The 25,054-nt window shown below is 71.9% G+C and carries 29 protein-coding genes; 18 read left to right on the top strand and 11 right to left on the bottom strand.

Annotation, left to right across the window (positions count from 1 at the left end):
• Positions 1 to 130: 130 nt before the first annotated feature.
• The 3 genes from ACQPXB_RS33120 (at position 131) to ACQPXB_RS33130 (ending at position 2,682) form a co-directional block, all read left to right on the top strand.
• Positions 131 to 1,120 carry an LLM class flavin-dependent oxidoreductase gene (locus tag ACQPXB_RS33120; protein ID WP_386952939.1) on the top strand — a complete coding sequence of 330 codons (990 nt, stop codon included), beginning with the start codon at positions 131 to 133 and terminating at the stop codon, positions 1,118 to 1,120.
• Between the two features lie 30 nt (positions 1,121 to 1,150).
• The gene (locus tag ACQPXB_RS33125; protein ID WP_432845636.1) at positions 1,151 to 2,044 is read left to right on the top strand and encodes an SMP-30/gluconolactonase/LRE family protein; all 894 of its coding nucleotides are present in this window, start codon (positions 1,151 to 1,153) and stop codon (positions 2,042 to 2,044) included.
• Positions 2,045 to 2,238: 194 nt separating this feature from the next.
• Positions 2,239 to 2,682: a DUF6130 family protein gene (locus tag ACQPXB_RS33130; protein WP_432845637.1), complete on the top strand. Its 444-nt coding sequence runs from the start codon at positions 2,239 to 2,241 to the stop codon at positions 2,680 to 2,682.
• On the opposite strand, the gene ACQPXB_RS33135 is transcribed toward ACQPXB_RS33130, so the two are convergent.
• Entirely contained in the window at positions 2,679 to 3,530 is an 852-nt protein-coding gene (locus ACQPXB_RS33135) for an alpha/beta fold hydrolase (RefSeq protein ID WP_432856892.1), read from the bottom strand. The two genes, ACQPXB_RS33130 and ACQPXB_RS33135, sit on opposite strands and share 4 nt — an antisense overlap.
• A 114-nt stretch (positions 3,531 to 3,644) precedes the next feature.
• A complete protein-coding gene (locus ACQPXB_RS33140; protein ID WP_432845638.1) occupies positions 3,645 to 4,025 on the bottom strand; it encodes a nuclear transport factor 2 family protein in 381 nt (126 codons plus the stop codon).
• A 239-nt stretch (positions 4,026 to 4,264) separates the two neighbouring features.
• Between ACQPXB_RS33140 and ACQPXB_RS33145 the strand changes: the two genes are divergently transcribed.
• Positions 4,265 to 4,699 carry a hypothetical protein gene (locus ACQPXB_RS33145; protein ID WP_432845639.1) on the top strand — a complete coding sequence of 145 codons (435 nt, stop codon included), beginning with the start codon at positions 4,265 to 4,267 and terminating at the stop codon, positions 4,697 to 4,699.
• Between the two features lie 3 nt (positions 4,700 to 4,702).
• On the opposite strand, the gene ACQPXB_RS33150 is transcribed toward ACQPXB_RS33145, so the two are convergent.
• Positions 4,703 to 5,539, bottom strand: coding sequence for an amidohydrolase family protein (locus ACQPXB_RS33150; protein ID WP_432845640.1), 837 nt, complete (start codon positions 5,537 to 5,539; stop codon positions 4,703 to 4,705).
• A 60-nt stretch (positions 5,540 to 5,599) separates the two neighbouring features.
• Positions 5,600 to 6,211, bottom strand: coding sequence for a helix-turn-helix domain-containing protein (locus ACQPXB_RS33155; protein ID WP_432845641.1), 612 nt, complete (start codon positions 6,209 to 6,211; stop codon positions 5,600 to 5,602).
• A gap of 125 nt (positions 6,212 to 6,336) precedes the next feature.
• Here ACQPXB_RS33155 and ACQPXB_RS33160 point away from each other — a divergent pair, with 125 nt between their 5' ends.
• The 4 genes from ACQPXB_RS33160 (at position 6,337) to ACQPXB_RS33175 (ending at position 9,874) form a co-directional block, all read left to right on the top strand.
• Positions 6,337 to 7,500 carry an FAD-dependent oxidoreductase gene (locus ACQPXB_RS33160; RefSeq protein WP_432845642.1) on the top strand — a complete coding sequence of 388 codons (1,164 nt, stop codon included), beginning with the start codon at positions 6,337 to 6,339 and terminating at the stop codon, positions 7,498 to 7,500.
• Position 7,501: 1 nt separating this feature from the next.
• Positions 7,502 to 8,254 (top strand): SDR family oxidoreductase, encoded by a 753-nt coding sequence (locus ACQPXB_RS33165; RefSeq protein WP_432845643.1) that lies wholly within the window; start codon positions 7,502 to 7,504, stop codon positions 8,252 to 8,254.
• Between the two features lie 90 nt (positions 8,255 to 8,344).
• On the top strand, positions 8,345 to 9,196 hold the full coding sequence (locus tag ACQPXB_RS33170; RefSeq protein ID WP_432845644.1) for an oxidoreductase: 852 nt from the start codon (positions 8,345 to 8,347) through the stop codon (positions 9,194 to 9,196).
• Positions 9,197 to 9,217: 21 nt separating this feature from the next.
• Positions 9,218 to 9,874 carry a TetR/AcrR family transcriptional regulator gene (locus tag ACQPXB_RS33175; protein ID WP_366584889.1) on the top strand — a complete coding sequence of 219 codons (657 nt, stop codon included), beginning with the start codon at positions 9,218 to 9,220 and terminating at the stop codon, positions 9,872 to 9,874.
• Between the two features lie 3 nt (positions 9,875 to 9,877).
• Here ACQPXB_RS33175 and ACQPXB_RS33180 read toward each other — a convergent pair whose 3' ends face one another.
• Complete coding sequence (locus ACQPXB_RS33180) at positions 9,878 to 10,495, bottom strand: LysE family translocator (RefSeq protein ID WP_432845645.1); 618 nt, start codon at positions 10,493 to 10,495, stop codon at positions 9,878 to 9,880.
• A gap of 109 nt (positions 10,496 to 10,604) precedes the next feature.
• On the opposite strand from ACQPXB_RS33180, the gene ACQPXB_RS33185 reads away from it, so the two are divergent.
• Positions 10,605 to 11,057: an Lrp/AsnC family transcriptional regulator gene (locus ACQPXB_RS33185; RefSeq protein WP_366584885.1), complete on the top strand. Its 453-nt coding sequence runs from the start codon at positions 10,605 to 10,607 to the stop codon at positions 11,055 to 11,057.
• A gap of 70 nt (positions 11,058 to 11,127) precedes the next feature.
• Positions 11,128 to 11,493, top strand: a complete 366-nt coding sequence (locus ACQPXB_RS33190) for a hypothetical protein (protein ID WP_432845646.1) — start codon at positions 11,128 to 11,130, stop codon at positions 11,491 to 11,493.
• 4 nt (positions 11,494 to 11,497) lie between these two features.
• Here the strand turns inward: ACQPXB_RS33190 and ACQPXB_RS33195 are convergent, their stop codons facing one another.
• The 3 genes from ACQPXB_RS33195 to ACQPXB_RS33205 all read right to left on the bottom strand — a co-directional run bounded on the left by ACQPXB_RS33195 (position 11,498) and on the right by ACQPXB_RS33205 (position 14,485).
• Positions 11,498 to 13,129, bottom strand: a complete 1,632-nt coding sequence (locus ACQPXB_RS33195; protein WP_432845647.1) for an acyl-CoA dehydrogenase family protein — start codon at positions 13,127 to 13,129, stop codon at positions 11,498 to 11,500.
• A complete protein-coding gene (locus tag ACQPXB_RS33200; RefSeq protein WP_432845648.1) occupies positions 13,126 to 13,773 on the bottom strand; it encodes a TetR/AcrR family transcriptional regulator in 648 nt (215 codons plus the stop codon). Before ACQPXB_RS33200 ends, ACQPXB_RS33195 begins: the two co-directional genes overlap by 4 nt.
• Before the next feature lie 142 nt (positions 13,774 to 13,915).
• Positions 13,916 to 14,485 carry a TetR/AcrR family transcriptional regulator gene (locus ACQPXB_RS33205; protein ID WP_366584877.1) on the bottom strand — a complete coding sequence of 190 codons (570 nt, stop codon included), beginning with the start codon at positions 14,483 to 14,485 and terminating at the stop codon, positions 13,916 to 13,918.
• A 133-nt stretch (positions 14,486 to 14,618) separates the two neighbouring features.
• Here ACQPXB_RS33205 and ACQPXB_RS33210 point away from each other — a divergent pair, with 133 nt between their 5' ends.
• Genes ACQPXB_RS33210 through ACQPXB_RS33220 form a run of 3 tightly spaced genes read left to right on the top strand, consistent with a single transcriptional unit; the run spans position 14,619 to position 17,604 of the window.
• Positions 14,619 to 15,809, top strand: a complete 1,191-nt coding sequence (locus tag ACQPXB_RS33210) for an acyl-CoA dehydrogenase family protein (protein WP_432845649.1) — start codon at positions 14,619 to 14,621, stop codon at positions 15,807 to 15,809.
• On the top strand, positions 15,806 to 16,834 hold the full coding sequence (locus tag ACQPXB_RS33215; RefSeq protein WP_432845650.1) for a phosphotransferase family protein: 1,029 nt from the start codon (positions 15,806 to 15,808) through the stop codon (positions 16,832 to 16,834). The genes ACQPXB_RS33210 and ACQPXB_RS33215 overlap by 4 nt, the downstream gene beginning before the upstream one ends.
• Before the next feature lie 2 nt (positions 16,835 to 16,836).
• The gene (locus tag ACQPXB_RS33220; RefSeq protein ID WP_432845651.1) at positions 16,837 to 17,604 is read left to right on the top strand and encodes an SDR family NAD(P)-dependent oxidoreductase; all 768 of its coding nucleotides are present in this window, start codon (positions 16,837 to 16,839) and stop codon (positions 17,602 to 17,604) included.
• 2 nt (positions 17,605 to 17,606) lie between these two features.
• Here ACQPXB_RS33220 and ACQPXB_RS33225 read toward each other — a convergent pair whose 3' ends face one another.
• Positions 17,607 to 18,503, bottom strand: coding sequence for a LysR family transcriptional regulator (locus ACQPXB_RS33225; RefSeq protein WP_432845652.1), 897 nt, complete (start codon positions 18,501 to 18,503; stop codon positions 17,607 to 17,609).
• A gap of 128 nt (positions 18,504 to 18,631) precedes the next feature.
• Here ACQPXB_RS33225 and ACQPXB_RS33230 point away from each other — a divergent pair, with 128 nt between their 5' ends.
• The gene (locus ACQPXB_RS33230) at positions 18,632 to 19,147 is read left to right on the top strand and encodes a hypothetical protein (protein WP_432845653.1); all 516 of its coding nucleotides are present in this window, start codon (positions 18,632 to 18,634) and stop codon (positions 19,145 to 19,147) included.
• Complete coding sequence (locus ACQPXB_RS33235) at positions 19,144 to 19,599, top strand: pyridoxamine 5'-phosphate oxidase family protein (RefSeq protein WP_432845654.1); 456 nt, start codon at positions 19,144 to 19,146, stop codon at positions 19,597 to 19,599. Before ACQPXB_RS33230 ends, ACQPXB_RS33235 begins: the two co-directional genes overlap by 4 nt.
• A 30-nt stretch (positions 19,600 to 19,629) precedes the next feature.
• Here ACQPXB_RS33235 and ACQPXB_RS33240 read toward each other — a convergent pair whose 3' ends face one another.
• The gene (locus ACQPXB_RS33240; RefSeq protein ID WP_432845655.1) at positions 19,630 to 20,211 is read right to left on the bottom strand and encodes a TetR/AcrR family transcriptional regulator; all 582 of its coding nucleotides are present in this window, start codon (positions 20,209 to 20,211) and stop codon (positions 19,630 to 19,632) included.
• A 158-nt stretch (positions 20,212 to 20,369) separates the two neighbouring features.
• Here ACQPXB_RS33240 and ACQPXB_RS33245 point away from each other — a divergent pair, with 158 nt between their 5' ends.
• The 3 genes from ACQPXB_RS33245 to ACQPXB_RS33255 all read left to right on the top strand — a co-directional run bounded on the left by ACQPXB_RS33245 (position 20,370) and on the right by ACQPXB_RS33255 (position 24,351).
• Entirely contained in the window at positions 20,370 to 21,224 is an 855-nt protein-coding gene (locus tag ACQPXB_RS33245) for an alpha/beta fold hydrolase (protein ID WP_366584861.1), read from the top strand.
• A gap of 306 nt (positions 21,225 to 21,530) precedes the next feature.
• Positions 21,531 to 23,306, top strand: a complete 1,776-nt coding sequence (locus ACQPXB_RS33250) for a serine/threonine-protein kinase (RefSeq protein WP_432845656.1) — start codon at positions 21,531 to 21,533, stop codon at positions 23,304 to 23,306.
• A gap of 55 nt (positions 23,307 to 23,361) precedes the next feature.
• The gene (locus tag ACQPXB_RS33255) at positions 23,362 to 24,351 is read left to right on the top strand and encodes a S66 peptidase family protein (RefSeq protein ID WP_432845657.1); all 990 of its coding nucleotides are present in this window, start codon (positions 23,362 to 23,364) and stop codon (positions 24,349 to 24,351) included.
• Position 24,352: 1 nt separating this feature from the next.
• On the opposite strand, the gene ACQPXB_RS33260 is transcribed toward ACQPXB_RS33255, so the two are convergent.
• Positions 24,353 to 24,976 (bottom strand): maleylpyruvate isomerase family mycothiol-dependent enzyme, encoded by a 624-nt coding sequence (locus tag ACQPXB_RS33260; RefSeq protein ID WP_432845658.1) that lies wholly within the window; start codon positions 24,974 to 24,976, stop codon positions 24,353 to 24,355.
• Positions 24,977 to 25,054 lie beyond the last annotated feature (78 nt).

Genomic DNA, 25,054 nt, shown 5'->3' on the forward strand with positions numbered 1-25,054 from the left:
AGGGCTGCCCTTGCTCCGCCCCAAGGGTGTGTGTATCGTCCCACACCACCAGCGATTATGACTATGCGCTTAGTCATTGTCCCAGGTAGACGTTCTGCCGCGATCCGCCGTCGATCGGGAGGAGGACACCGTGGACGTGTCCTGCGCGTTCCCCACCGCCCTGGACTCTCCGGACCACATCGCACTGGCCGAGCGACTCGGCTACCACCGGGCCTGGGTGTACGACACACCCCAGCAAAGCCCCGACGTGTGGATGACCCTCGCCCTCGCCGCCGACCGCACCGAGCGCATCGGCCTCGGCCCGGGTGTGCTCGTGCCCAGCCTGCGCCACCCCATGGTCAACGCCGCCGCCACGGCGACCCTCGCCGCGCTCGCCCCCGGCCGCGTGGCGGTCGCGTTCGGCACCGGGTTCTCCGGCCGCCGCGCGATGGGCTACGGCGCCGTGCGCTGGGCGTTCATGGAGTCCTACCTGCGCGCGTACCGCGGCCTGCTGCGCGGCGAAATCGTGGAGTGGGAAGGCGCGCAGATGCGGATGCTGCACCCCGACGGCCACGCCCCGGCGCGGCCCGTCGACGTGCCGATCCTCGTCGGCGCGCTCGGCCCCAAGGGCAACAAGGTCGCCACCGAGCTCGGCGACGGCCTGTTCGCCACGCTGCAGACGCCCGAGTTCATGAAGGACCACCCCTGGGTCGCCTTCCTCGAATGGGGCACCGTGCTCGACGAGGGTGAGCCCACCGACTCCGCCCACGCGCGCTCGGCCGCCGGCCCGGGCTGGGCGCTGTCCTTCCACGGCGCCTACGAGTTCGGCGGCCCCGACGCGGTGCGCACCCTGCCCGGCGGGGCGGAATGGCTCGAGGTGGTGGAGAAAACACCCGAGGAACACCGGCACCTCACCATCCACTCAGGACACTGCGTCGACCTCAACGAAGCCGACGGCGCCGCCTGGCAGGCCGGCGGCAGCGCCACGCTGCGCGAGGTGACGCTGAGCGGAACCCGCGCCGAGGTCCGCCGCAAGATCGACGACTACGCCTCGCGCGGCGTCACCGAGATCGTCTTCCAGCCGTGCGGGTCCGACGTGCGGGGCGAGCTCGAGCGTTTCCTCGACGCCGCCGCCGGCTGACCCGAAACCCACACCGTCCCCAGGGGAATCATGAGCCGCGAAACGACCACCGTCCTAGAAGGACTGTCCTACCTGGAGTGCCCGCGCTGGCACGAGGGCCGCATCTGGTTCGCCGACTTCTACACCTACCGCGTGTGCTCGGCGGCCGAGGACGGCACCGACCTGCGCACGGAAGCCGAGGTCCCGCAGCAGCCGTCGGGCCTCGGCTGGCTGCCCGACGGCCGGCTCCTGGTCGTGTCGATGCGCGACCGCCTGCTGCTGCGCCGCGAACCGGACGGCACGCTCGTGCCCCACGCCGACCTGTCGGGCCACGTCAAGGGCCACCCCAACGACATGGTCGTCGACGCCCGCGGCCGCGCGTTCGTCGGCGAGTTCGGCTTCGACCTGATGGGCGGCGCCCCGCTCGAATCCGCGTCGCTGCTGCGGGCCGACCCGGACGGCACCGTCACCACCGTCGCGCAGGACCTGTGGTTCCCCAACGGAAGCGTGCTCACCGACGACGGCGTGCTCCTGGTCAACGAGACCTTCGGCAACCGCGTCACGGCGTTCGACGTCGCCGGCGACGGGTCCCTGACCAACCGCCGGATCTGGGCGCAGTTCGGCGACGTGCCGACCGGCGAGGACCTCCCGGTCGCGCTCGCGCAGATCGTCATCGGCGCCGACGGCTGCTGCCTCGACGCCGAGGGCGCGCTCTGGATCGCCGACGCCGTCGGCGCCCGCGTGATCCGCGTGCGCGAGGGCGGCGAGATCACCGACGAGATCCCCACGGGCACCGGCGTGTTCGCCTGCATGCTCGGCGGCACCGACGGCCGCACGCTGTTCATGTGCACCGCGCCGGACTTCGACGAGAACGCCCGGAAGAACGCCCGCGAAGGCCGCCTCGCCGCGGCTCGCGTGGACGTGCCGCACGCCGGTCTTCCTTGATCCGTCACGGTTCCGGCCACGTTCGCCGAGCGCCAGGCACAGCGATGACGTACAACCACAGCGTCATCCGACGGGCGCGGTGAGCAGCGGCCGGAGGCTAACTTGATCTTGTGACCAATCCCCACAGCCGACGTCCGTTTCCGAACACAGCACGGGCGATCGCGATCAGTTTCGCCGCCCTGGTGGTGGGCGTGGTGACTTCGTGTTCGATTCCCACCACCCCGACCGCCGCCGCTCCCAGCCCACCTCCCCCGCCGGCCCCCGCCGCGGCCGGCTGGTCACCGGCACCCGTCGTACCGCTCGCCTCGCAGCCGCCGCCGGCTCTGGTCGTGGACCGTCCCCTGCCCGACCAGCTCGCGATGGGGCTGGTGGTGATCCGCTACCGCGCGGAGAACCTGCGGATCGTGCCCGTGTACGGGCCCGCCGCGCTCGACGTGTCGCCGCGGATCGGCCACATCCACGTGACCGTGGACGACGCGCCGTGGCACTGGGCCGACGCGAGCGGCGAGCCGCTGATCCTCCAGAGCCTGCCGCCGGGGCCGCACAAGGTGTGGATCGGGCTGGCGGACCCGACGCACAAGATCCTCGACAGCAAGACGGTCGCCTTCACCGTCCCACCGCACAGCGGCGGCCACTAGCCGCGGGCCCGGCCGGCGAAGTCCACGATCAGCCGCGTCAGCTCGGCGGGCTGGTCCTCCGGCACGAAGGCGCCCGAATCGGCGACCGTGACCAGCCGCGCGTCGGGCAGGACGGCCGCGAGGCGGTCGAAGAGCGAAGCGGGAAAGATCCGGTCGTCGGCCGCGCGGACCAGCAGCACGGGCTTGCCGAACGCGGGCAGGGCCTCGGCGGCGGCCAGGGTGTACCGGGGGTGCACGCCGAGGAGGAAGCGCCGCAGGTCCCGGCGGATCCCAGCACTGTCATAGGCCGGGCGCAGGTAGGAGTCCAGCACCTCGGCGGGAATCCCGCGCTTGGCCAGCGCGCCGAACGCGGACGGCTGCCGCCGCACGATGGGCAGCCGCAGCAGCCGGCTGCCGGCCCAGGCCGCGCCGGGCAGGCGCATCAGCCGCGGCAGCGCGTCGAACGGCGCTGGAAAGAACTCCTCGAACGCGTCACACGGCGTGAGCACGACGCGGCCGATCCGCTCCGGGTTCTCGGCCATGAGGAGCTGCGTCAGGGCGCCGCCGGTGTCGTTGGCGACCACGGTGACGTCGGTCAGATCGAGCGCGTCGAGGAACTCCCCGATCAGCCGGGCGACCCCCGGCGGCGTCAGGTCGGCGTCGGCCGCCAGGGGAATCCGGTGCGCGCCGAGCGGCCAGTCCGGGGCGAAGCACCGAAACCCCGCGTCGGCGACGAGCGGAACGACCTTGCGCCACAGGTTCGCGTTGACGAGCAGCCCGTGCACGAACACCACCGCCGGACCGGTGCCACGCTCGGAGTAGGCGACCCGGCCGCCGGGCAGGGCCACGCTCTTGCCGGTGCCGAGCATGCCGGCCTCCTCGGTGCTCGACGGTGCCGAGAGTCCTTTGTGGACGCCGGCGCTGCCATCGTCACAGAACACCGCGCGGCCTTCAACCCGCCTACCCCCATTCCAGGGTGGGGCTCAGGCCGGCTCGGGGATCCCGAGGTCCTCGAACGCGGGGATGAACATCACGACGTGGGTTATGCGCTCACCCTCGAACGTCAGCACGTCCCAGCCGGTGACGGGCTCGGCCCGCCCGGGCACGGGCTGGCTCCACCGGTAGAGGACGTAGTCCTGGTTGCGCTCGATCGGGCCAAGGACCGTGAACTCGAGCCCGCCGAAGAGCCGGTGCAGCTCCGTGATGCGCTCGTTCAGCACCTCGCGGCCCCGCAGCACCCGATCCGGCTCGACGACCGTCACGTCGTCGGTGTACACGCGGCCGAGCGCCGCCGCCCGCTCTCGGGCGTCGGCGATCATCCAGGCGTCCAGGTGCCCCTTGACTCGCCTCTCGACGTCATCCATCCGCGCTCTCCTCGTCCGTGGTCCGAGATCCAGAGAAGCACAAATTTAGGGGACATGTCAACCAAATCGCACCCCGGCCGACCGGCCGAGGGCGGTAAATAATCATAACGACCGGGCCTTCGGGCCGAGGTGCTCCGGATCACGGATCATCGCGAATGTCGCCTGATGGAAGGCTTTTCTCCGTGGGCCGCGTCGGTCTACGATGGACGATTCTCCTGGGGGAGGAGGGTGGGCGAGGGATGTTCCAGATTCCGGTGACCGCGGACATGCGGCGGTGGACGGTCCGGTTATGCGGAGACGTCGCGGTGTTCGCGTGCACACCGCTGGTCGAGGACCACACGGCGGTGCGTGCGCTGCCCCGGGCCTGGGACGGGCGCGGGCTCGGCCTGCCGGAGCACGACGTCGCGGGGTTCGCCGCGACGCTGGGCGAGATCATGAAGACGCCGCTGTTCTGGCGGGCCTACCGCGGCACCGGCCGGGGCGCCGAGCAGCTGTGGGCCGAGCCGCACACCGACACCGACGACGGGTTCGTGTACCTGAGCGGGCCGTGCGGCGAGGCGTCCGACGTCGTCGGCTACCGCCCCGTCTACAGCTTCACCATCGCGCTCGCCGATCTGCGCGGCCTGCGGATCCGGCTGGCCGCGTATCTGCGCGACAGCCTCGTGAGCGCCTGAACGTCAGGTCAGCCGGTACACGCGTTCGGCGTTGCCGCCGAGCACCGCGTCGAGCACGTTCGGCGCGAGGCCGAGGTCGGCGACGGCCTTGAGGTTGACGCCCATGGCGGGGGACGCGGGCCAGTCCGTGCCGAAGATCCACCTCGTGGCGATGCGGTCGAGGTCGAACCGGTCGTAGTACTGCGGCAGCTTGCGCGGCGGCAGGCCGGCGATGTCGAGCCAGACGTTCGGCCGGGCCAGCGCCATGAAGCCGGCGACCTCGTAGCTCCAGCCGCGGCCGCCGTGGGCGAGCACGACGGTGAGGTCCGGGAAGTCGCGCAGCACGTCGTCCATCAGCACCGGGTCGCCGCGGCGGCCGCTCGCGCCGGGGAACGAGCTGGGGCCGGTGTGCGTGATCACCGGGATCCCGCGTTGCTCGCATTCGGCGTACGCCGGGTACAGCTCGCGGTCGTTCGGCGCGAAGTTCCCGTGGACCGGGTGGATCTTCAGGGCGACCGCGCCCAGGTCCAGCTGCCGGCGCAGCTCGGCCGCGACCGGGTAGTGCAGGTGCGGGTTGACGTTGGCCACCAGGCGGAACCGCGTCGGGTTGTACTCGAGCACGGGGAGGAGATCCTCGGGCGGCTGCATGCCGGTGACGCGCGGGCTGTGCTCGGTGAACAGCAGCGCGCGGTCCACGCCGCCGGCCGCGAACAGCGCGTCGATCCGCTCCGGGACGATCGCGCCGTCGGGGCCGTACACGGACTCCACCTCGGCCCGGTCCGACGCGGGGCTGAGCCAGGTGTCCCAGGCGAGCTTCAAAGTCGGGAGCCGCGCCAGGTGCACGTGTGCGTCGACGATCATCCGCGCGATCCTGCCAGTCGGGTTCCGGGAACGGTCAGCCGGTTCTACCACGGGACGGGGTCACCCGGCGGGTGACGAAGCTTCCACGGCTTTCGCCGCCGCGCGCAGCCAGCGTTCGAGCGCCTGCGGGTCCGCGGGGTCGATCACGGCGCGCAGCTCCGGTGATGTGGTGGTGCGCACGAGGCCGACGAGCTGGATCGCGTGCAGCCGGTCCATCGGCGTGGCCGGGGCGTCGCCGGCGAGGTGCTCGGTGACGCGGTCCTCCCACTCCGACCACATGCGCAGCAGGCCGGAGCGCAGCGACACCGAGCCGCCATACGCGTGGTGGTAGTCCTCGATGCCGCGGGCGGCGCCGGCCTCGTCGTGGATCACGGTGATGAGCACGTCGGCCACGGCCTGCGCGGCCGAAACCCCCGGCTCGCGCGCGTCGAGGCCCGCCAGCAGCGCGTCGAGCAGGTCGGACTCGGCGAAGACGAGGTCTTCCTTCGAGCGGAAGTAGACGAAGAGCGTCTTGACGGACACGGTCGCCGCGTCGGCGATGTCGGCGACGGTCACGTTGTCGTAGCCGTGCTCGGCGAACAGCCGCGCGGCCGCGTCGAGGATCGCCTGGCGCGTCAGCGCTTTCTTGCGTTCCCGCAGCGGCAGGTCCGCCGGCTCGATGCGCTTCACCATCCCGCCACCGTACCCAAAAGGTGAGCGAGTCACCTTATGGGTGAGACTCACCTCACGAGCAGTGGGCAACTTCAGGTTAGTCACTTACCTTTTAAAGTGAGTTACCGACTGAAGGGAACCTGACCATGCCCACACCAGCAGGTCTGAAGGAGCTCGACATCGTCATCGCCGGCGCCGGTCCGGCCGGTTTGGCCGCCGCGCGCCTGCTGCACCTGAATGGCGTCGGCGTCAAGGTGCTCGAACGCGACGCCGACCGCAGCGCCCGCACGCAGGGCGGTTCGCTCGACCTCGGCGAGGACGGCGGGCTGCGGGTGCTCGCGGCGGCCGGGCTGGCCGGCGAATTCACGCGCCTCGCCCGGCCGCAAGGCCAGCGCACGAGCTACTTCGACACCGACGGGAACCTGCTCCTGGCCACCGACGAGTCCGACGAGGACGAGGTCCGCCCGGAGATCGACCGCCTCCAGCTGCGCTCGCTGCTGCTCGACTCCCTGCTCGCGGGCACGGTCGAGTGGGGCCGCGCCCTCACGTCCGTCGAGCGCCGCGGCGAGCGGTGGCGGCTGACCCTCGCCCAGGGGGAGACGGTCGATGCCGACTTGGTGATCGGCGCCGACGGCATCGGGTCCAGGACCCGCCCGGCCGTGGCGCGTGAGGCGCCCGTCTACACCGGGGTCACGTTCATCGCCGGCGAGATCACGCACCCGCGGCCCGGTTCGTACGCGGCCGAGGTCGTGGGCGAGGGTTCCGGCCTGGTTCTGGGCCACGACAAGGCATTCCTGTGCCAGCGCAACGGCGACCGGTCGATCCGCGTGTACTTCGCTCAGCGCCGCGCGGAAGATCCCAGCCGCGCCACCGGCACCACGCTCGCCGACCCGGACTTCATCCGGCGCGAGCTCGACCGCGAGTTCGCGGACTGGGCGCCCAAGATGCGCGGGATCCTCGACGAGGTCGAGGCGAAGTTCGTCTGGTGGCCCCTCTACACCGTGCCCACCGAGCAGCGCTGGGCTGCGCGAAGCGGCCTCACCCTCGTCGGCGACGCGGCACACGTGATGCCCCCGTTCACCGGGCAGGGCGTGAACATGGGCCTGCTCGACGCGCTGGTGCTCGTCACCGCGCTGACCTCGCCGGACCACGTCGACGTCGACTCCGCGATCGCCGCGTACGAAGCGGAAATGCTGCCGCGGATGGCCGACGCGGTCGCCGCCACGCACGCCGCGCAGGACCTGCTGCTTTCGCCCGAGGGTCCGGCAGGTCTGCTCGCACTGGCCACCAGCGGGCGGGGGCAGTGCTGACATGGGTACGACTCTCGAGTCCCGGACCGCCGTCGTCACCGGCGGTTCGAGCGGCATCGGCCTCGCCACGGCGCGGCTGTTCGCCGACGAGGGTGCCCGCGTGGTGATCACCGGCCGCAACGAGGCCCGGCTGCGGGCCGCGGCCGAGAGCATCGGGCCGCGGGCGTCGTGGATCGCGGCGGACCTCGCGCGCGAAGCCGGCGCACGGTCGTTGGCCGCCCAGCTCGCCGGACTCGGTCTCCGGGTCGACGTGCTGTTCGCGAACGCCGGCGCCGCCAATGCCCCCGAGTTGTTCGAGACCACGGAGGACGGTTTCGACGCCGTGATCGACGCGAACCTCAAGAGCGCGTTCTTCACCGTCACCGCGTGCTTCGACCTCCTGGCCGACGGCGCTTCGGTGATCCTGACGTCGTCGGTCGGCTTCCACCGCGGCACCCTCGGCGACCCGCTCTACACCGCGGCGAAGGCCGGCGTGCGGGCGCTGGGCCGCGGTTTCGCGGGGCAGCGGGCGTTCCTGGATCGGCACATCCGCGTCAACACGCTCGGCTTCGGCGCCGTCGCCACTCCCCTGACCGGCGCGGACAACCCGGACGTTGCCCGGGCGATGCGGGACTGGGCCACGGCGAACGTCCCGGTCAAGCGGCCGGCCGACCCGCTCGAAGCCGCCGGGCCGGCGCTTTTCCTGGCCGGCGCGGCCTCGTCGTACCTCACCGGTGCCGAGCTCGCCGTCGACGGCGGGCTCGCACAGCTCTAAGCGGAAAAACCTTCCCGCTTAGCGTATGGTCAGCCCTGGAACCGGAAATTCCTTTCCGCTTCCAGAGCTGACGGAAGGAGTTGGGTTGCCGTGCGGACGTGGCTGATCACCGGTGGGAACTCCGGTTTCGGGCAGGCGTATGCCGACGCGGCCCTGGCGGCCGGCGACCGGGTGGTGCTGACCGCCCGCCGGCCGGACGGGCTCGCGCACCGGGCCGGCGAGCGCGTGCTGGTCCTGCCGCTCGACGTCACCGACGCCGGGCAGGCCGCCGAGGTGGTCGCGGCCGCCGAGGCCCGGTTCGGTTCGGTGGACGTGCTCGTGAACAACGCCGGCGGCGGCTCGCACGGCTCGGTCGAGGACACCGGGGAACGCGAGCTGCGGCAGGTCTTCGAGGTCAACTTCTTCGGGACCACCACCATGATCCGCGCGGTGCTGCCCGGCATGCGAGCCCGCCGGCGCGGGTGCGTCGTGAACGTCTCGTCGGTCGGCGGGGTTCGCGCGTTTCCCGGCGTCGGGTACTACAACGCCGCCAAGTTCGCCGTCGAGGGCATCTCGGAATCGCTGCGGCAGGAGGTCGAACCGCTCGGGCTGCGGGTCATGGTCGTCGAGCCGGGCGCGTTCCGCACGAAAACCGGCAGCGTCGGGTATTCGCACAGCGCCACGCCGATCCGCGAGGACTACGAGGGCACGGTCGGCGTGCTGCGCGACGCACTGGTGAAGATGAACGGCACCCAGCCGGGTGATCCGGAGCGGGCGGCCCGCGCGGTCGTCGACGCCGTGGCCTCGGGCCGTCCGCCGCACCGGCTGGTGCTGGGCGGGCTGGGGTTCGAGCAGGTCACCGCGAAGCTGGAAGCCATGCTCGCCGAGACGCGCGCCTGGGAGGATGTGGCGCGGGGAGCCGACTTCCCCGACTCCGCCCACCGGCCGGGCGAGTACGTGTGACCGACGCCGAGGAGCCTTCGCTTGCCTGACACCCCGCGCCCGCTGCGGCGGGACGCCGAAGCCAATCTCGCGCGCATCCTCGACGCCGCCGCGGCCACGTTCAACGAGGACGGCGTGGAGACCAGCATCGAGGTCGTCGCCCAGCGGGCGGGGGTCGGGCTCGGCACGATCTACCGGCGCTTCTCGACCAAAAACGCGCTCCTGGACGAGCTGGGCCGTCGGCTCCTGCGTGACGTCGTCGCCATCGGCGAACGCCACCTCGACGATGCCGACGGCACCGGTCTGGCGGGGTACTTCCACGACATCGGCGAGCTGCTGGCCACCCACAGCGGCCTGATGGCGCACCGCTGGACCATGCCCGACGCCGGTCCCCTGCTGCGGCGCTCGCGGGAGCTGCAGGGCCTGCTCCTGGCCGGCGCGCAGCGGCACGGCCTGGCCCGCGAGGAGCTCACTGCCGAAGACGTCGCCGTCGCGTGCTGGTCGCTGCAGGGCGTCGCCGACACCACGCGGGCCACCGGAGTCCAGGCGTGGCAACGACATGTGGAGGTGCTGCTCGCCGGTTTCGCGCCGGCGGGGCGGGCGTTCACGCACGCTCCGCTGACCGCGTCCGAAATGGACACCGTCATCTCCGCGGCCTCGAACGATCCCACGCGACCGGTCAAGAAGGACCGTCCTTGACGGTCACGCCGCGAGCTGCTGGACCAGCAGCGTCGTGCCGATCGCGATCATCGCCCCGCCGGAGAACCGCGACACGGCGCGAGCCCAGCTCGGCCGCGCCGACAGCACCACCCGGGCACCCAGCCCGACTCCCGTGTAGACGAGTCCGCAACTGAGGGTGTGCACCAGGCCGAGCACGAGGATCTGGCCGGCCACCGGCCACGCCGCCGACGGATCGGTGAACTGCGGCAGCAGCGCGAGGAAAAGCAGCAGCGCCTTGGGGTTCAGGCCGCTGATGCCCGCACCCTTCGCGACCTGCCGCAGCCACGAACCGGTCTCGTCGTCCGCCGCCGACCCGGGCGTGGCCGGGCGAAGCAGCGCCGTCGCGCCCAGCCACATCAGGTAGACCGCGCCCACGGCGGTGAGCACCGTCAGCACGACCGGCGAGCCGGCCACCAGCGCGGCGACGCCCGCCGCGACCACCGCGGTGAGGGCCACATAGCCGACGAGCAGCCCGCCCACCGCGAGCGGGATCGAGCGGTTCCGCAGGCCCGCGTTGATCAGGTACGCCCAGTCCGCGCCGGGCGTGAGCACCAGCAGGAACGACACACCCCAGAACGCGAAGATGCCGCCGATCGCCATCGATATTCCTTTCTCCAGGTCCCCCACCTGCGGAAAGGCTATGGCGAACCGGCCGGGAAATGTTTCCAAAGTTCCCCGGATCCGCCGCTCATGAGGGAGAATTGCAGCCATGGACGCCCTGGACCGGAAGATTCTTGCCGAGCTGCAGCGCGACGGCCGCCAGACCATCACCGAGCTGGCCGAACGGCTGCAGCTCAGCCTCTCCCCCTGTCACCGCCGGGTCCGCGCCCTGGAGAAATCCGGCATCATCGCCGGGTACCGCGCCCACGTGAACGCCCAGGCCCTCGGGCTCGGCTTCGACTGCCTGGTGTTCGTGACGATGCGCGAGTCCGACGGCGCCACCGTGGCCGCGTTCGAGGAAGCCGTCGCCGACGTCGAGAACGTCGTTCAGGCGCAACGGCTCTTCGGCGACCCGGACTACCTGCTGCGCGTGGTCGCCCGCGACCTGCCCGCGTTCCAGCAGCTCTACGACAAACGGCTCGCGACGTTGCCCGGCGTTCAGCGCATCAGCTCGACCTTGGTCATGAAAAACGTCGTGGAGGACCGGCCGCTGCCGATGTGAACGGGCCACGACGGCGGACGAACGGGCACAATGGACACCCCGGCCCCGCCGGCTCCGGTATCCTCGCACTGTGCACAGTGGACAAATCAGCAGCCTGGGCCTGTTCCTCTCGGGCGTCGCGAGCGTCGTCGCTCCGGGCAACGTCGCCGAGACCCTCCGGATCACCGCCGCGGACCCGCGCGGCAGCACGGAAATCCGCGCCGGGCTCGGCGGTACGTACGCGGCCCTCGGCGGCTGGGCCCTGGCCAGCAAGCAGCCGGCGGCAGACGTCGCCGTCGGCGCCACGTGGCTGGGTGCCGCCGCCGTCCGCCTCGGCTCGCTCGCCGTCGACCACCCGAAGACCGACGCGAGCTACTGGGCGTTCCTCGGGTTGGAGGTCGGGCTCGGTTCTCTCGCGTTGCTGTCGGCTCGTTCGCGCCGGCGGGCCCGGCGCTGAACCGTCAGCCGAGCCGGGCGTAGTCGATGATCGCCTCGAAGTCGTGCCCGCGCAGGGTTCCGTAACCCGGGCCCCAGCCGGAACCCAGACGGGAAGCGACGAACGCGTCGGCGACGACCGTCGGCGCGTGCCGCACCAGGAGCGCGGCCTGCACGCCGAGCGCGAGCCGCGTGACGAGGTAGCGGGCCGTGTCCTCCGGGGCCGTCACGAGCTCTTCGACCTCGGCCACGACGGCGGCCAGCAACGGGTGCTCGGCGGCGACCGGGCGGATCTCGTCGAGCACCGGCTCGATCGCCTTCGGCTCGCGGGTGAGGACGCGGCCGACGTCCATCACCATCATGTTCGAGGTGCCCTCCCAGATCGCGTTGAGCGGCGCCTCGCGGTAGTAGCGCGGGCAGGGATGCTCCTCGATGTAGGCGTTTCCGCCGATGGACTGGATGACCTCCTCGGTCACGCTCGACACGCGGCGGCAGTTCCAGAACTTCGCCACCGGGGTCAGCAGCCGGCTGACGAGCCCTTCGGCCACGTCGTCGCCGTGGTCCTCCGCGCGGGCCACGCGGAACCCGAGGTGCGCGGCCCCGGCCCACTCCAGCGCGAGGTCGGCCAGCACCGGCGCCTGGATCGGCAGCTGCGAAAGCCGCGCGCCGAACGCCGTGCGCCGGTCGTTGTAGTGCAGACCTTGGGACAGCGCCGCACGCATCAGCCCGGCCGACCCCACGGCGAAGTCGAGGCGCGTGTACTCCGCCGAGGACAGGATCGTCCGCACGCCTTTGCCTTCCTCGCTGACGAGGACGGCGTGCGCGTCGTGGTACTCGATCTCCGAGGACGCGTTGGCGCGGTTGCCGAGCTTGTCCTTGAGGCGGTTGATCTTGATGCCGTTGAGCTCGCCGCCGGGGCGCCGGCGCGGCACGAGCAGGCACGAGACGCCGCCTTCGGTCTGCGCGACGGTGAGGTAGGCGTCGGCCATCGGGACCGAGGCGAACCACTTGTGGCCGTTGAGCAAGTACGTCTCACCGGGGCCGCGGCGGTTCACCGGGCGCGCGACGGTGACGTTGGCGCGCAGGTCGGAACCGCCGTGTTTCTCGGTCATGAAGTAGCCGATGGTGCCGGCGGACTTCCCGGCGATCGGGACGTCGGCGGGGTCGTAGCCCTCCGCCGCGATCGCCTCGGCCCACGGCGCGAGCTCGGGCTGGCTGCGCAGCACGGGGATCGACGCGTAGGCCATCCCGAGCGGGCAGGCCGTGGATCCGTCGATCTGGTTCCACAGGTAGGAAAGCACCGCGCGCGCCGAGTGCGCGCCCGGCTGGTCCGCCGTCCAGGCCAGGGAATGCACGCCGGAACCGAAGCCCAGCGCCATCAGCTCGTGGTAGGCGGGGTGGAAGTCGACGTCGTGGACCTCGTTGCCGAGCCGGTCCAGGGTGCGCAGTTCGGGGGTGTGGCGCTGGGCGTCGCGCGCGGCCTTGAGCACGGGCGGATCCCACACCTTCGCCCCGAGCGCCGCCGCCCGTTCCGCGGCCCACGGCGAGTACTGCCCGACGATCCACGAGGCGACCTTGTCGGTGGTGAACGCGTTGACCCCGTTGAGATCCGGGATCAGGTTGTCCGGGATCGGGCGCTGCTGCGTGAAGCCGGTCATCGATTGCCTCCAGGGTGTGGGTGGGCGACGCCGGCCTGGCAGAACCGGGCGATCTCGCCGCTGATCGCCTCCCGGTCGGGCGGCTGCGTCTCGCGTTCGGCCAACGGGGTCACGACGCCCTCCAGGAACGCGCCGACGATCGCCGCACCGCGCACGCGCGCGTCCTGCGCCGCGAACTCGCCGGACTCGACGCCTTCCTCGATGAGGCCGGCGAACGCCTCCGCCAGCCCCGCGCGGGCCTCCAGCCGCACCTGGTCCACCTCGGGATCCATGGGCTCGACGATCACGGCGTAGGCCAGGCCGTCTCCGCGCAGCGCCCGGTCCACGAAGGTCGCCACGGCGTCGCCGATCCGCTCCCCCGCGCTGCGCCCGCCCTCACCGGCGATGGCGCGCACCACCTCCAGCTCACGTTCGCAGACGACCCGCAGCATCTCCGAGAACAGCGACGCCTTCGACGGGAAATGGCGATAAATCGAGCCGGTCGCCACGTCGGCCACCGACGCCACCACCGCGACCTGCGCCGCCGCGAACCCGTGCTCGGCCACCACCACGCGCGCGGCTTCCAGGATGCGCCGCCGCGCGTCGGCCTGGCGCGCCGCCACCCGAGGGCTGAGTCGGGCGTCGGTTTTGCCGGGTTTCGTCACGTCTCGACCTCCGGGCTGAGTGACGCAGGAATGAACCGTGGTTCAATGGTGAACCGCGATTCAATCGCTGTCAAGGGCAGCACACAGCCCGCCTTCGGCGAGGGTGTCCACAGTGGATCCGAGGGTGGCTTCGCGACCGGGACTAGCCCGCGACCCCCACCAACCGGAGCGCGAACCGGCTGTACTGCCACACCAGCGCGTCCTCGGACTGTTCGCCGTCGGCGCGATACCAGACGGCGACGCCCATGCCCAGGTCGAGGATCGCGTACGAGGCGAGGCGAACGGAGTCCACCTGGAACGCCCCCGCGTCCACACCGGACTGGACGACCGCGCGGAAGCAGGCCTCGTACTCGGCGCGCAGGGCGAGCACCCGGGTCAGGTGCGGCTCGGCCAGGCTGCGGATCTCGCGGGTGCCGACGAAGGCCTCCAGCCGGTGACGGGCGTGGTAGCGGACGTGGGCCTCGGTGGCGCGGCGGAGGCGTTCCACGGGGTCGGCGACGCCGGTGACGGCGGCGCGGTGCGCGGTGAGCAGGTCGTCCATGGTCGTGACCATGATCGCCACCAGCAGGTCCTGCTTGGCTGCGACGTGCTTGTACAGGCTGGGGCCGCGGATTCCCACGGCGGCGCCGATGTCACCCATGGTGGTGCTCTCGAACCCCTTGCGGGTGAACAGCTCGAGCGCGGCCTCACGGATGTGGCCGGACCGGTCCACGCGACCTCCCTTCGGCTAACGCAGGATAGCCGACTCACGGCCACCAGGGTGACTGATGCCACCGCACTGTGACACAGCCCGAGAACCCGCCTATAGTCACCGGCTAATAGTCATTAGCCGATGGGAGAGCGCCATGGCCGTCGACCTCTCGCCCGGGCCGGAGGTCGCCGACCTCGCCGAGCGCACCGCGAAGTTCGTCCGCGACGTGGTGATCCCCGTCGAAGAAGAGCACAAGGGCGTGGTGCATTCCGACGACGTCCGCCGGCAGCTGCAGCAGGCCGCGAAGGACGCGGGCGTCTTCGCCCCGCACGTGAGCGCCGAGTACGGCGGCCACGGGCTCGACATGCGGGGGCGCGCCGTCGTGTTCGAGGAGGCCGGTTACTCGCTGCTCGGCCCGCTCGCGCTGAACATCGCCGCGCCCGACGAGGGCAACATGCACATGCTCGAGGCGATCGCGAGCGACGATCAGAAGGAGCGCTACCTGCGCCCGCTCGCGAGCGGCGAGGTCCGCTCGTGCTTCGCGATGACGGAGCCCGCCCCAGGCGCCGGCTCCGACCCGGGCGCACTGGCCACGCGCGCGGAACGCGTCGAGGACGGCTGGCGCATCACCGGCCGCAAGTGGTTCATCACCGGCGCCGAGGGCGCCGGGTTCACGATCTGCATGGCCCGCACCTCGGGCGAACCCGGCCACACGGGCGGCGCGACGATGTTCCTCGTCGACGCGGACACCCCCGGCATGAAGGTGGTCCGGCACATCGACACGCTCGACGAAAGCCTCTTCGGCGGCCACATCGAGCTCGACTTCGACGGCTGCGTCGTCCCCGAGGACGCGGTGCTCGGTGAAATCGACGAAGGCTTCCGCTACGCGCAGGTCCGCCTCGGCCCGGCGCGCATGACCCACTGCATGCGCTGGCTCGGCATCGCCCGCCGCGCGCAGGACATCGCCGTCGCCCGCGCGGCCGAGCGCGAGCTGTTCGGCTCGCGGCTCGGCGACCTGGGCATGGTGCAGCAGATGATCGCCGACAACGAGATCGACATCGCGGCCTCGCGCGGACTCATCCGGCAAGCGTGCTGGGAGCTCGACCGGGGCGGGCCCGCGTCGCAGGAAACGGCGATCGCGAAGACGTTCTGCGCCGAGGCGATCTGGCGCGTGGTCGACCGCGCGGTGCAGATCTGCGGCTCGCTCGGCATCTCCGGCGACGTGCTGCTCGGCCGGTTCCTGCGCGAGGTCCGCCCGTTCCGCATCTACGACGGCCCGTCGGAGACCCACCGCTGGGCCATCGCGCGCCGCGTGCTGCGCCGCCACTCGAAGGCCGTGCGATGACGTCCACAGTGGACGGTCTGGACCTGAAAGCGCTCGCGACGTTCTTCTCCGCCGAGGTCCCCGGCTTCGGGGGTCACCTCAGCGCGGAAATGCTCCAGGGCGGCCGGTCCAACCTCACCTACGTGCTCACCGACGGCCGCAGCCGCTGGGTGCTGCGCCGGCCGCCGCTGGGCGGGCTCACGCCCTCGGCCCACGACATGGGCCGCGAATACCGCGTCGTGGCGGCGCTGCGCGACAGCGACGTGCCGGTGGCCCGCGCCGTGGTGCTGGGCGGCGAAGACGTCATCGGGGTGCCGTTTTCGGTCGTGGAGCACGTCGACGGCGTGGTCATCCGGACCACGGAACAGCTGGACGCATTCGCCGACGACGACATCCGCCGCTGCGCCGAAGGCCTCGTCGACGTGCTGGCCCGCCTGCACGCCGTCGACCCGCACGCGGTGGGGCTCGGCGACTTCGGCCGGCCCGAGGGGTACCTGGGCCGCCAGGTCCGCCGCTGGCACGACCAGTGGCAGCGGGTTCAGACCCGCCCGTTGCCCGACATCGAGGCGTTGCACGCGCGGCTGGCCGAGACCTGCCCGGCCGAGAGCGGCGCGTCGATCGTGCACGGCGACTACCGCATCGACAACATCATCCTGGCGCCGGACGACCCGGCGACGGCCCGCGCGGTCGTGGACTGGGAGATGGCGACGCTGGGCGATCCGCTCGCCGACCTCGGCCTGCACCTGGTGTACTCGGACCCCGCGTTCGCGCCCGTGCTCGCCGGCGCGGCCGCGTCCACGAGCGACCGGCTGCCCGCGGTGGGCGACCTGGCGCAGCGCTACGCCGAGATCAGCGGCCGTGACCTGGGCCGGCTCGACTTCTACCTCGCGCTCGGCTACTTCAAGATCGCCGTGATCGCCGAAGGCATCCACGCGCGCTACCAGCAGGGGCTCACGCGCGGCTCCGGCTTCGAGTCGGTCGGCGGCGCCGTCGCCCCGCTCGCCGCCGCCGGGCTGCGCGCCGCCGCGCGGATCGGCCGGGGGTGACCGTGACCGGGGTACTCGATCTCTTCCGTCTCGACGGCAAGGTCGCCGTCGTCACCGGCGCCAGTTCGGGGCTGGGCGCGGGGTTCGCCCGCGCGCTGGCCGAAGCCGGCGCCGACGTCGTCCTCGCCGCCCGCCGCGCCGACCGCCTGGTCGAGGTCGCCGCAAGCGTTCGCGATCTGGGCCGGCGCGCCGCCGTGGTGACTGCCGACGTCTCGGACCCGTCCGGCTGCGACGCCATGGCGCAGGCCGCGCTCGCCGAGTTCGGGCGCATCGACGTGCTCGTGAACAACGCCGGCGTCGGCACCGCCGTACCGGCTCTCCGCGAGACGCCCGAGGAGTTCCGCCGGGTCGTCGACGTGAACCTCAACGGCGTCTACTGGGCCGCGCAGGCGTGCGGGCGCGTGATGGCGGCCGGGTCGAGCATCGTGAACATCAGCAGCGTGCTCGCGCTCATCAAGTCCTACGCGCCGCAGGCGGCCTACGCGGCGAGCAAGGCGGGCGTCATCGGGCTGACCCGCGACCTCGCCCAGCAGTGGTCGGGCCGCCGCGGCATCCGGGTCAACGCGATCGCGCCGGGCTACTTCGCCAGCGAGATGACCGAGGCCATCCCCGACGACGTGCTCCTGCCGTTCGTGAAACAGCACAGCCCGCTCGGGCGGCTGGGCGAGCAGCACGAGCTGGACGCCGCCGTGGTGTTCCTGGCCGGCGACGCGTCGTCCTACATCACCGGCACGACCCTCGCGGTGGACGGCGGGATGTCCGGCCACTGAGCTCAGCGGGCGACCCGTCGCCGGGCGAGCACGTCGCGGGTGGCGGCGACGAAGGCGTGGCAGACGGGATCGGTCTCGTCCGCGTGCCAAGCGAGAGCGAGACGGCTGGGTGGCAGCCCGGTCAGAGGCACGTAGGTGACGCCCGCGCGCGGGAAGTAGGTCTCGGCCACCGCCGCGGTCAACGTGATCGCGCGACCGGCGGCGACCGCCTGCAGCTCTTCGTCGACGTCGCCGACCTCGACCAGCCGTGGCTTGAGCGCGGCCGGCCGGACGCTGCCCCCGGACCAGAACTTGGCCCACACCGGGTCCGTCGTGCGCCGGACCGCGACGGGGTCGCCGAGCAGTTCGGTCACGTCCACGCTGTCGCGCCCGGCGAGCCGGTGCCGCGACGGCAGGCCGGCCACGCGGGGTTCGGTGCCCAGGACCAGCAGGCGCAGCCCGTGGGACCGGAACGGCGGCCGCACGAACGCGAGCGACGTCGTGCGGTCGCGCAGCCCGGCCGAGGGATCCGCCCAGCCGTGGCGCTTGAGCTCCACCTCGACGCCGGGGCTGCGTTCCCGGAAGCGGTCGATGATCTCGGCGGTCAGGTCGCCGGCCGCGACGCCGTAGAAGCCGACCGGCAGCATCCGCCCGTACACCGACTGCCGGGCCTCGCGTTCCGCATCGCCCAGGAGCCCGAGGATTTCGCGGGCGCGCTCGACGAACCGTGCGCCGGCGTCCGTGCACGTGACCGAACGGGTGGTCCGGCGGAACAACGCGACACCGAGGTGCCGCTCGATCGCCTTGACCCGCGCCGACAACGCCGGCTGCGACACGTTCAGCTGCTCCGCGGCGCGGGTGAAGTTGAGCGTGTCCGCCACCGCCACCACGTAGCGCAGGTGCCGTGCTTCAAGATCCATAACTCGAAAGTACTCAATTCGCCCGCGGTCGGTCTTTCCCCTCACGGCGTGCGAGGACTTAGCCTCGAGGGTGTTCGCGAGGGGAGGACGGACCCGGACGGTCGGCCCTCGCCGGAGGAGGAGGCCTGATGTCGGTGTCGGACGAGGTGGCGGACGAGGTGGCGACCACCGCCGTACCGTCGCGCGCGTGGCCGGTCGCGACCGTGTTCGCGCGGCTGGCGCTGGCCGCCGGTTTCCTCTCCTCGGTGGCCGACCGCTTCGGTCTCTGGGGCCCGCCGCACACCGGCAACGTGGCGTGGGGCGGCTTCGCGGCCTTCACCGCGTACACGCACCAGCTCGTCCCATACCTGCCTGACGGCCTGGCCACTGTCGCCGCGTGGGCCGCGACCGTCGCGGAGCTCACCCTGGGCCTCACGCTGCTGGCCGGGGTCGCGCTGCGATGGTCGGCCTGGGCGGCGACGGCCCTGCAGCTCGTGTTCGGGTTGTCCATGGCGTTGTTCCTCGGCTGGGAAGCGCCGTTGAGCGCCTCGGTCTTCAGCGCCTGCGCCGCGGCTCTGCTCCTGGCCCTCGCGCCCGCCCGCGCGTTCGCGTTCAGCCTCGACCGGCTGTTTCGCGGCCGCATCCGAAAAGAGGTAGTCCCATGACCGTCCTCGACGACGACATGCGCCGCGTGGTGGCCGACGCGAAACTGTCCTTCGTGGCCACCGTGCGCCCCGACGGCGCACCGAACCTCTCGCCCAAGGGCTCGGTGAGCGTGTACGACGACGAGCACCTGGCGTTCATGGACATGGCTTCGCCGGGAACCGTCGAGAACCTGCGGCTCGACCCGCGGGTCGAGGTGAACTCGATCGACTTCTTCCGCCGCCGCGGCTACCGCTTCCGCGGCACCGCCGAGATCCTCCCCCCGGGCGACCCCGTGCACACGTGGCTCTCCGACTGGCTGCTGGCGGCCAACGGCCCGGGCTACCCGTTCCATCACGCCGTGCTCATCCACGTCGCCGAGGTCCACCCCATCCTCTCCCCCGCCTACACCTTCGGCGGCGCGACGGAGGAGGCGCTGGTGCCGGAGTGGAAGGCCAAGTACAACGCCGAGTGAGGCGTACTTCGGGAATCGACCGGCGCACCACTAGGCCGGCAATGCAGCGTCCAGCAGCACGACGGCAGCGGTGCGCCCGAAGTCGAACGCCTCGGTGCTGTTGAGCGAAGTGGACAGTGCCATGGCACCTTCGAACAGGACCGCGACCTGGCGCCCGAGCAGGTCCGGATCGGTGGCGCCGGCCTGGCGGGCGGTGTCGATGAGGCGGCGCAGGATCCCGTGCTTGTGCTCGATGACCAGCGGCAGGCCGGGGTGGTCGAGGCCGGCCAGCTCCACGGCGGCGTCGTGGAACGGGCAGCCTCGGTAGCGGGCGACGGGGGCGGGGCGATCGAAGAGCCCGAGCAGCCGTTCGCGGGGGGAAAGGGCGAGGTCGAAGAGCTTGTACTCGTTGTTGCCGTCGCCGGTGTCGCGCTCGGTGGTGGCGGCGATGCCGTCGAGGTAGGCGGCCACGAGCAGGTCCTTGCCGGGAAACAGCTGGTAGAGCGTTCGCTTGGACACGCCGGCACGGTCGGCCACCTCGGCGATGCCGGTGGTGTTGATGCCGTGGCGGTAGAACAGCTCGGTCGCCACCGCCAGGATCCGCGATCGCGGGCCGGCCGTCTCCTGTGCCATCTCACCACTCTTTCCGGGTACCGATCGGTACCACTCTAGCTCTCAATCGTGGTGAAGTTCGTGGTTTCTACGTGATCATCGCCATGGCTTCTACGGGTACCGATCGGTTTCCCGGGCGGCTAGCTTGTTGATTGAAAGCCAGCTGCTGAGGAGAAGACATGACCACACACGTCACCGCCCCGACCGAGCACATCACCGTCAACGGCGACCGCATCGCCTACCGCCGCTTCGGCGCCGCCACCGGCACACCGGTCCTGCTGCTGCAGCACTTCCGCGGCGGCCTCGACAACTGGGACCCGCTGCTGACCGACGGCCTGGCCGCCGACCGGCCCGTGATCCTGCTGGACAGCGTCGGCGTCTCCGGATCGGCCGGCGAGGTCCCGGTGACCTTCGAAGGCATGGCCGACTTCGCCGCCGACTTCCTGCGTACCCTCGGCCTCGCGCTGGTGGACGTGGTCGGCTTCTCCATCGGCGGCGCCGTGGCCCAGGCCCTGACCTTCCGGCACCCCGAACTCGTGCGCCGGCTGGTGCTGCTGGGCACCATCCCGCCCGCCGGCGACATGAGCGAGGCCGAGACGAAGGTCCTCGACGTCGTCATGCACCCCGACCTGACCCTGGACGACTACCTCTACCTCTTCTTCGGCCGCAGCGATGCCGCCAAGCAAGCCGGCCGCGACTTCTGGCAGCGCCGCCACCAGCGCACCACGGACTACGACCCCGAGGCCACCACTGCCGTCGGCGAGCGTCAGCAGCAGGCCGTGGTGAGCTGGGCGCAGTGGCCCGAGGCCGACCGTGACACCGCTCTGCAGGCCATCACCCAGCCCACCCTGATCGTCAACGGCGACCGCGACATCATGCTGCCGACGGTCAACTCGCACATCCTCGCGAAGCACATCCCGAACTCGCAGCTGATCATCTACCCGGACTCGGGCCACGCCTCGCAGTTCCAGTACCCGAAGGTGTTCCTGGCCAACCTGCGCCAGTTCCTCGACGCCGAGGTCGTTTTCAGCTGACCCACCGTCCGTCCCGGACCACCGCGGTCCGGGACGCCGAGGGTGCCGGCGTCGTCCTCATAGGACAGTGGGTGGCCCGGCGAGAGAACCGACACGGCGACCACGATCGCCGGAAAGCCAGTGGCCCCTCCCGTCCACGGCCTCGGGCGGGCGACCGACTCCGGCCGGAACCACCCCGGAGCAACGGGCCGCTCCCGCGTCCTGGCCGATCCGCGCCACCGCCCTGGCATCTCGCCACGGGTCCGCGCCGGAGCCAAGCATCGGATTGGCGTGAATCGGTGGCCGTCCAGCCCCTACACTGTGCGCGTGTCTGCGCAGGTGGTGGCCGGGCGGTATCGGTTGGAGGAGCGCCTCGGCGCGGGCGGGATGGGGGTCGTGTGGCGCGCGACGGATCTGGAGCTGCGGCGGACGGTCGCGCTCAAGCGGTCGCTCGACGGTGACGGCGGGCAGATCCGGCGTGAGGCGCGGCTGGGTGCGTCGCTGCACCACCAGCACGTGGTGGCGGTGTTCGACTCCGTCGTCGACGGGGACGACCGGTGGCTGGTCATGGAGTACCTGCCGGCGCGCAGCCTGGAGGAGGTCGTGCGCAGCGACGGCGTCCTGAAGCCGGAGCGCGCGGCGGCCATCGGGGCGCAGATCGCGTCCGCGCTCGTCGCGATGCACGCGCGCGACATGGTGCACCGGGACATCACGCCGGGCAACGTCCTGGTCACCGAGGACGGCACGGCCAAGCTCGCCGACCTCGGCATCTCCCGCTGGGACGAGGTCACGCTCACCGGCAGCGCCAGCGTCGGCGGCACCGCGGGCTACCTCGCGCCGGAGGTGGCGAACGGCTACGCCGCCGGCCCCGCCGCGGACGTCTTCTCCCTCGGCGCGACGCTGTTCGCCGCCGTCGAGGGTGTTTCGCCTTGGGGCAGCGGGGAAAACGGGCCGTTCGGGCAGCTGCGGCGAGCGGCGGAAGGCAAGGTCGACGCCGCGCGCAACGCCGGCCCGCTCGCCCTCACGCTGGCGGTGATGCTCGACCGGCAGCCCGCGAACCGGCCCACCGCCGCCGAGGCCGAAGCGCTCCTCAGCGGAGCCCCGACCGCGCGGCTCCCCCGCCGGCGGCACCCCCGGCGCCTCAAGCTCGTCGCCGCCGGGGTGCTCGGAGCCGTGGTCCTTCTGGTGGCCGGGTTCCTCGTCTTCACGCGCAGCGAGCCGCCGTCCGCGAACGCGACGTCGGACCTCGTCGGCGACCCGCGTACCGCCGACCCGTGCTCGCTGCTGACGGTGAACTCCCTGGCCCCGTACGGCAAGGTCTTCCTCGAGCCCAACCTCGGCACGTTCGCCCGCTGCGACCTCGACACCACCCTCGCCGACGGCAGCACGATCGTCACCAGCCTGGAACTGACCGCGCCGGAGGAGTACCCGCAGGTGCCGCCGGTCCGCGGCCGCCTCGGCGACATCCAGCGCCCGAACGCCGACCCCGGCAAGTGCCGCCGCTACTTCGTCCTGCCCGACCTGCGGCTGGTCACCGTCAGCACCGTCCGCGCCGACGGCGGCGACTCCCCGCAACTGTGCGCCATGTCCGACGCCGTGGTCGGCGACGCCTACGCGCGCGTCGTCCGCGGCCCCATCGCCCGCCGCGCCCAGCCGTTCCCGCCGGCGTCCCTGGCGAGCGTCGACGCCTGCACCCTCGTCGACGACGCCACGCTCCGCCGCGTCGTCGGCCCGGACCACCCGACGGACCGGTACTTCGCGAACTGGGCCTGCTCCTGGGGCGACGACGCGGAATCCGTGGACCTGTACTACGACCGCCAATGGCCCCTGGCCACCGACCCGCCCGACGGCCAGACCCCCACGACCGTCGGCGGCCGCTCGGCGTACGTCGACCCGCACGACGAAGGCGACGTTTGCGACGTCACCGTCGTCCACCGCACCTACACACCCACCCTGCCCACCGTGAAGGGCACGCCAGCCCAACGCGACGAGGTCGTCCTCGTGGAGCTCACGGACGAGGCGAACAAGGGAAAGCTCGACGTCATCTGCGCCACCGCGAAGTCAATCGCCGCGGTGGTGGCCGCGCGGCTGCCGTCGGCCTGAGCTCACGCGGGTAAATACGTCGCGAAGTGCTGCGGGGCCGCGGATACTGCGCCGGGTGACCGGATCGGCTCTGCTTCGCCCGCGCGCCGTCGAGCCTGGGGATCTCGTCGTCATCGCGGCGCTGTCCGGGCCGTTGCACGCCGCCTACGAGGCCGACCTCGACCAGGCGGTGGACGTGCTCGAACGGATGGGTTTCCGCGTGCGCCGGGCGCCGCTGCTCGAAGCGGGGCGGCACCGGTGGTGGAGCGCGGCGGCGCCGGCGGAGATCGCCGCGGAGTTCAACGGGCTCCTGCGTGATCGCGAGGTGCGCGCGATCATCGCGCACGACGGCGGCCAGACGGTGCTCGGCTACCTGGACCTGATCGACTTCGACGCGATCGTCGCCGATCCCAAGCCGATCCTCGGCTACAGCGACATTTCGTTGCTGCACCTGGTGCTCCACGCGCGCACGGGCCTGATCGGGTTCCACGCCGACCTGGCCACGCCCGGGCTCGGCGGCCACTGGCAGACGGCGTCCGCACCGCGCAGAGCCGAGCTGGAGAGCCTCTACTCGAAGCTGCTGACCAGTACCGAAGCGATCGGTGCGCTGCCGGCCACCCCGTCGTGGGAGTGCTGGCGCGCCGGGCGGGCCGAAGGGCGGCTGGTCGGCGGCGTGATCAACCGCATCGCGCTGGTGCAGGCGACGCAGTTCGCACTGCCGCTCGACCGGTTCGACGGCGCGGTGCTGTTCTGGGAGGAGATGGGCGGCCTGGCGTCGTACGTGTGGAGCTACCTGCACGTCCTGCGCCACCACGGGATCCTCGACCGGATCTCGGGCATGGTCGTGGGTGTCCCGCACGCGATCGACGGGCTGGCCGAGCCCCCGGACTCCCCCACGCTGGCCGAAATCGTCCTCGACGTGCTCGGCGACCGCGACATCCCGGTCCTGGGCAACGTCCAGTTCGGACACGCCGGCCCGAACCTGCCGATGCCGGTCGGGGTTCGTGTGGGCCTGGACGCGCAGCGGCGGACGTTGTCGCTGCTGGAACCGGCCGTGCGCGCGTAGGTCAGGAACCCAGCCGGGTGCGAAGCTCCGCCACGCCGTCACCACTGAGATCGGGCAGGACCGCGGCCCGGCCCGCCATCACCATCACCAGCGACAGCAGCGGCCCGGCGACCTCGGGCCCGCTGCCCTCGGCAAAGCCGGCGTCCGTCGCCCGCAGGGAAAGCCCCGCGGCCATGGTCTTGCTGTTCACCGCAAAGTTCTTGGTGGCGAAGAACCGGGCGACCGCGAGCAGCCCCTCTGCGTCCGGCGCGTGCTCGATCCCCAGGGGCCGCCGGATGTCCTCGGCGTGCACGATCACTTCACCGAGCCCCGCCGGAGACGGCTTCACAGGCGTGGCGATGGGACCGACCCGGCGAAACCGCTCGAACGTCTCCTCCGGCGTGCTGCCCCGGAACTCTTCGAGACGCCGCCGGTTGTGCACATCCCCGTCGAACCGGGCCCCGATCATGCTGCGGAACCACGCGAACCGCGACAGCGTCGCGGCCGCCCCGAGGTGGGCGACGACCTCCTCGACATCCCAGTCGGCGCACAACGTGGCCGAGCGCCACTGCTGCGGCTCGAGCCCGCTCAGGTCTTCGACGAGCGCGGCGAGCTCACGCGCCTGGAACTCCGGCAGGTCGTTCACGGCAGTGACAATAGCCGCCGCACCCGCGCCGCGGCAGCCGTTTCGGCCGGCCCGCCAACGCAGTTCGGTCAACGAACC

The sequence above is a fragment of the Amycolatopsis sp. CA-161197 genome (assembly GCF_050942255.1).
GTDB lineage: Bacteria > Actinomycetota > Actinomycetes > Mycobacteriales > Pseudonocardiaceae > Amycolatopsis.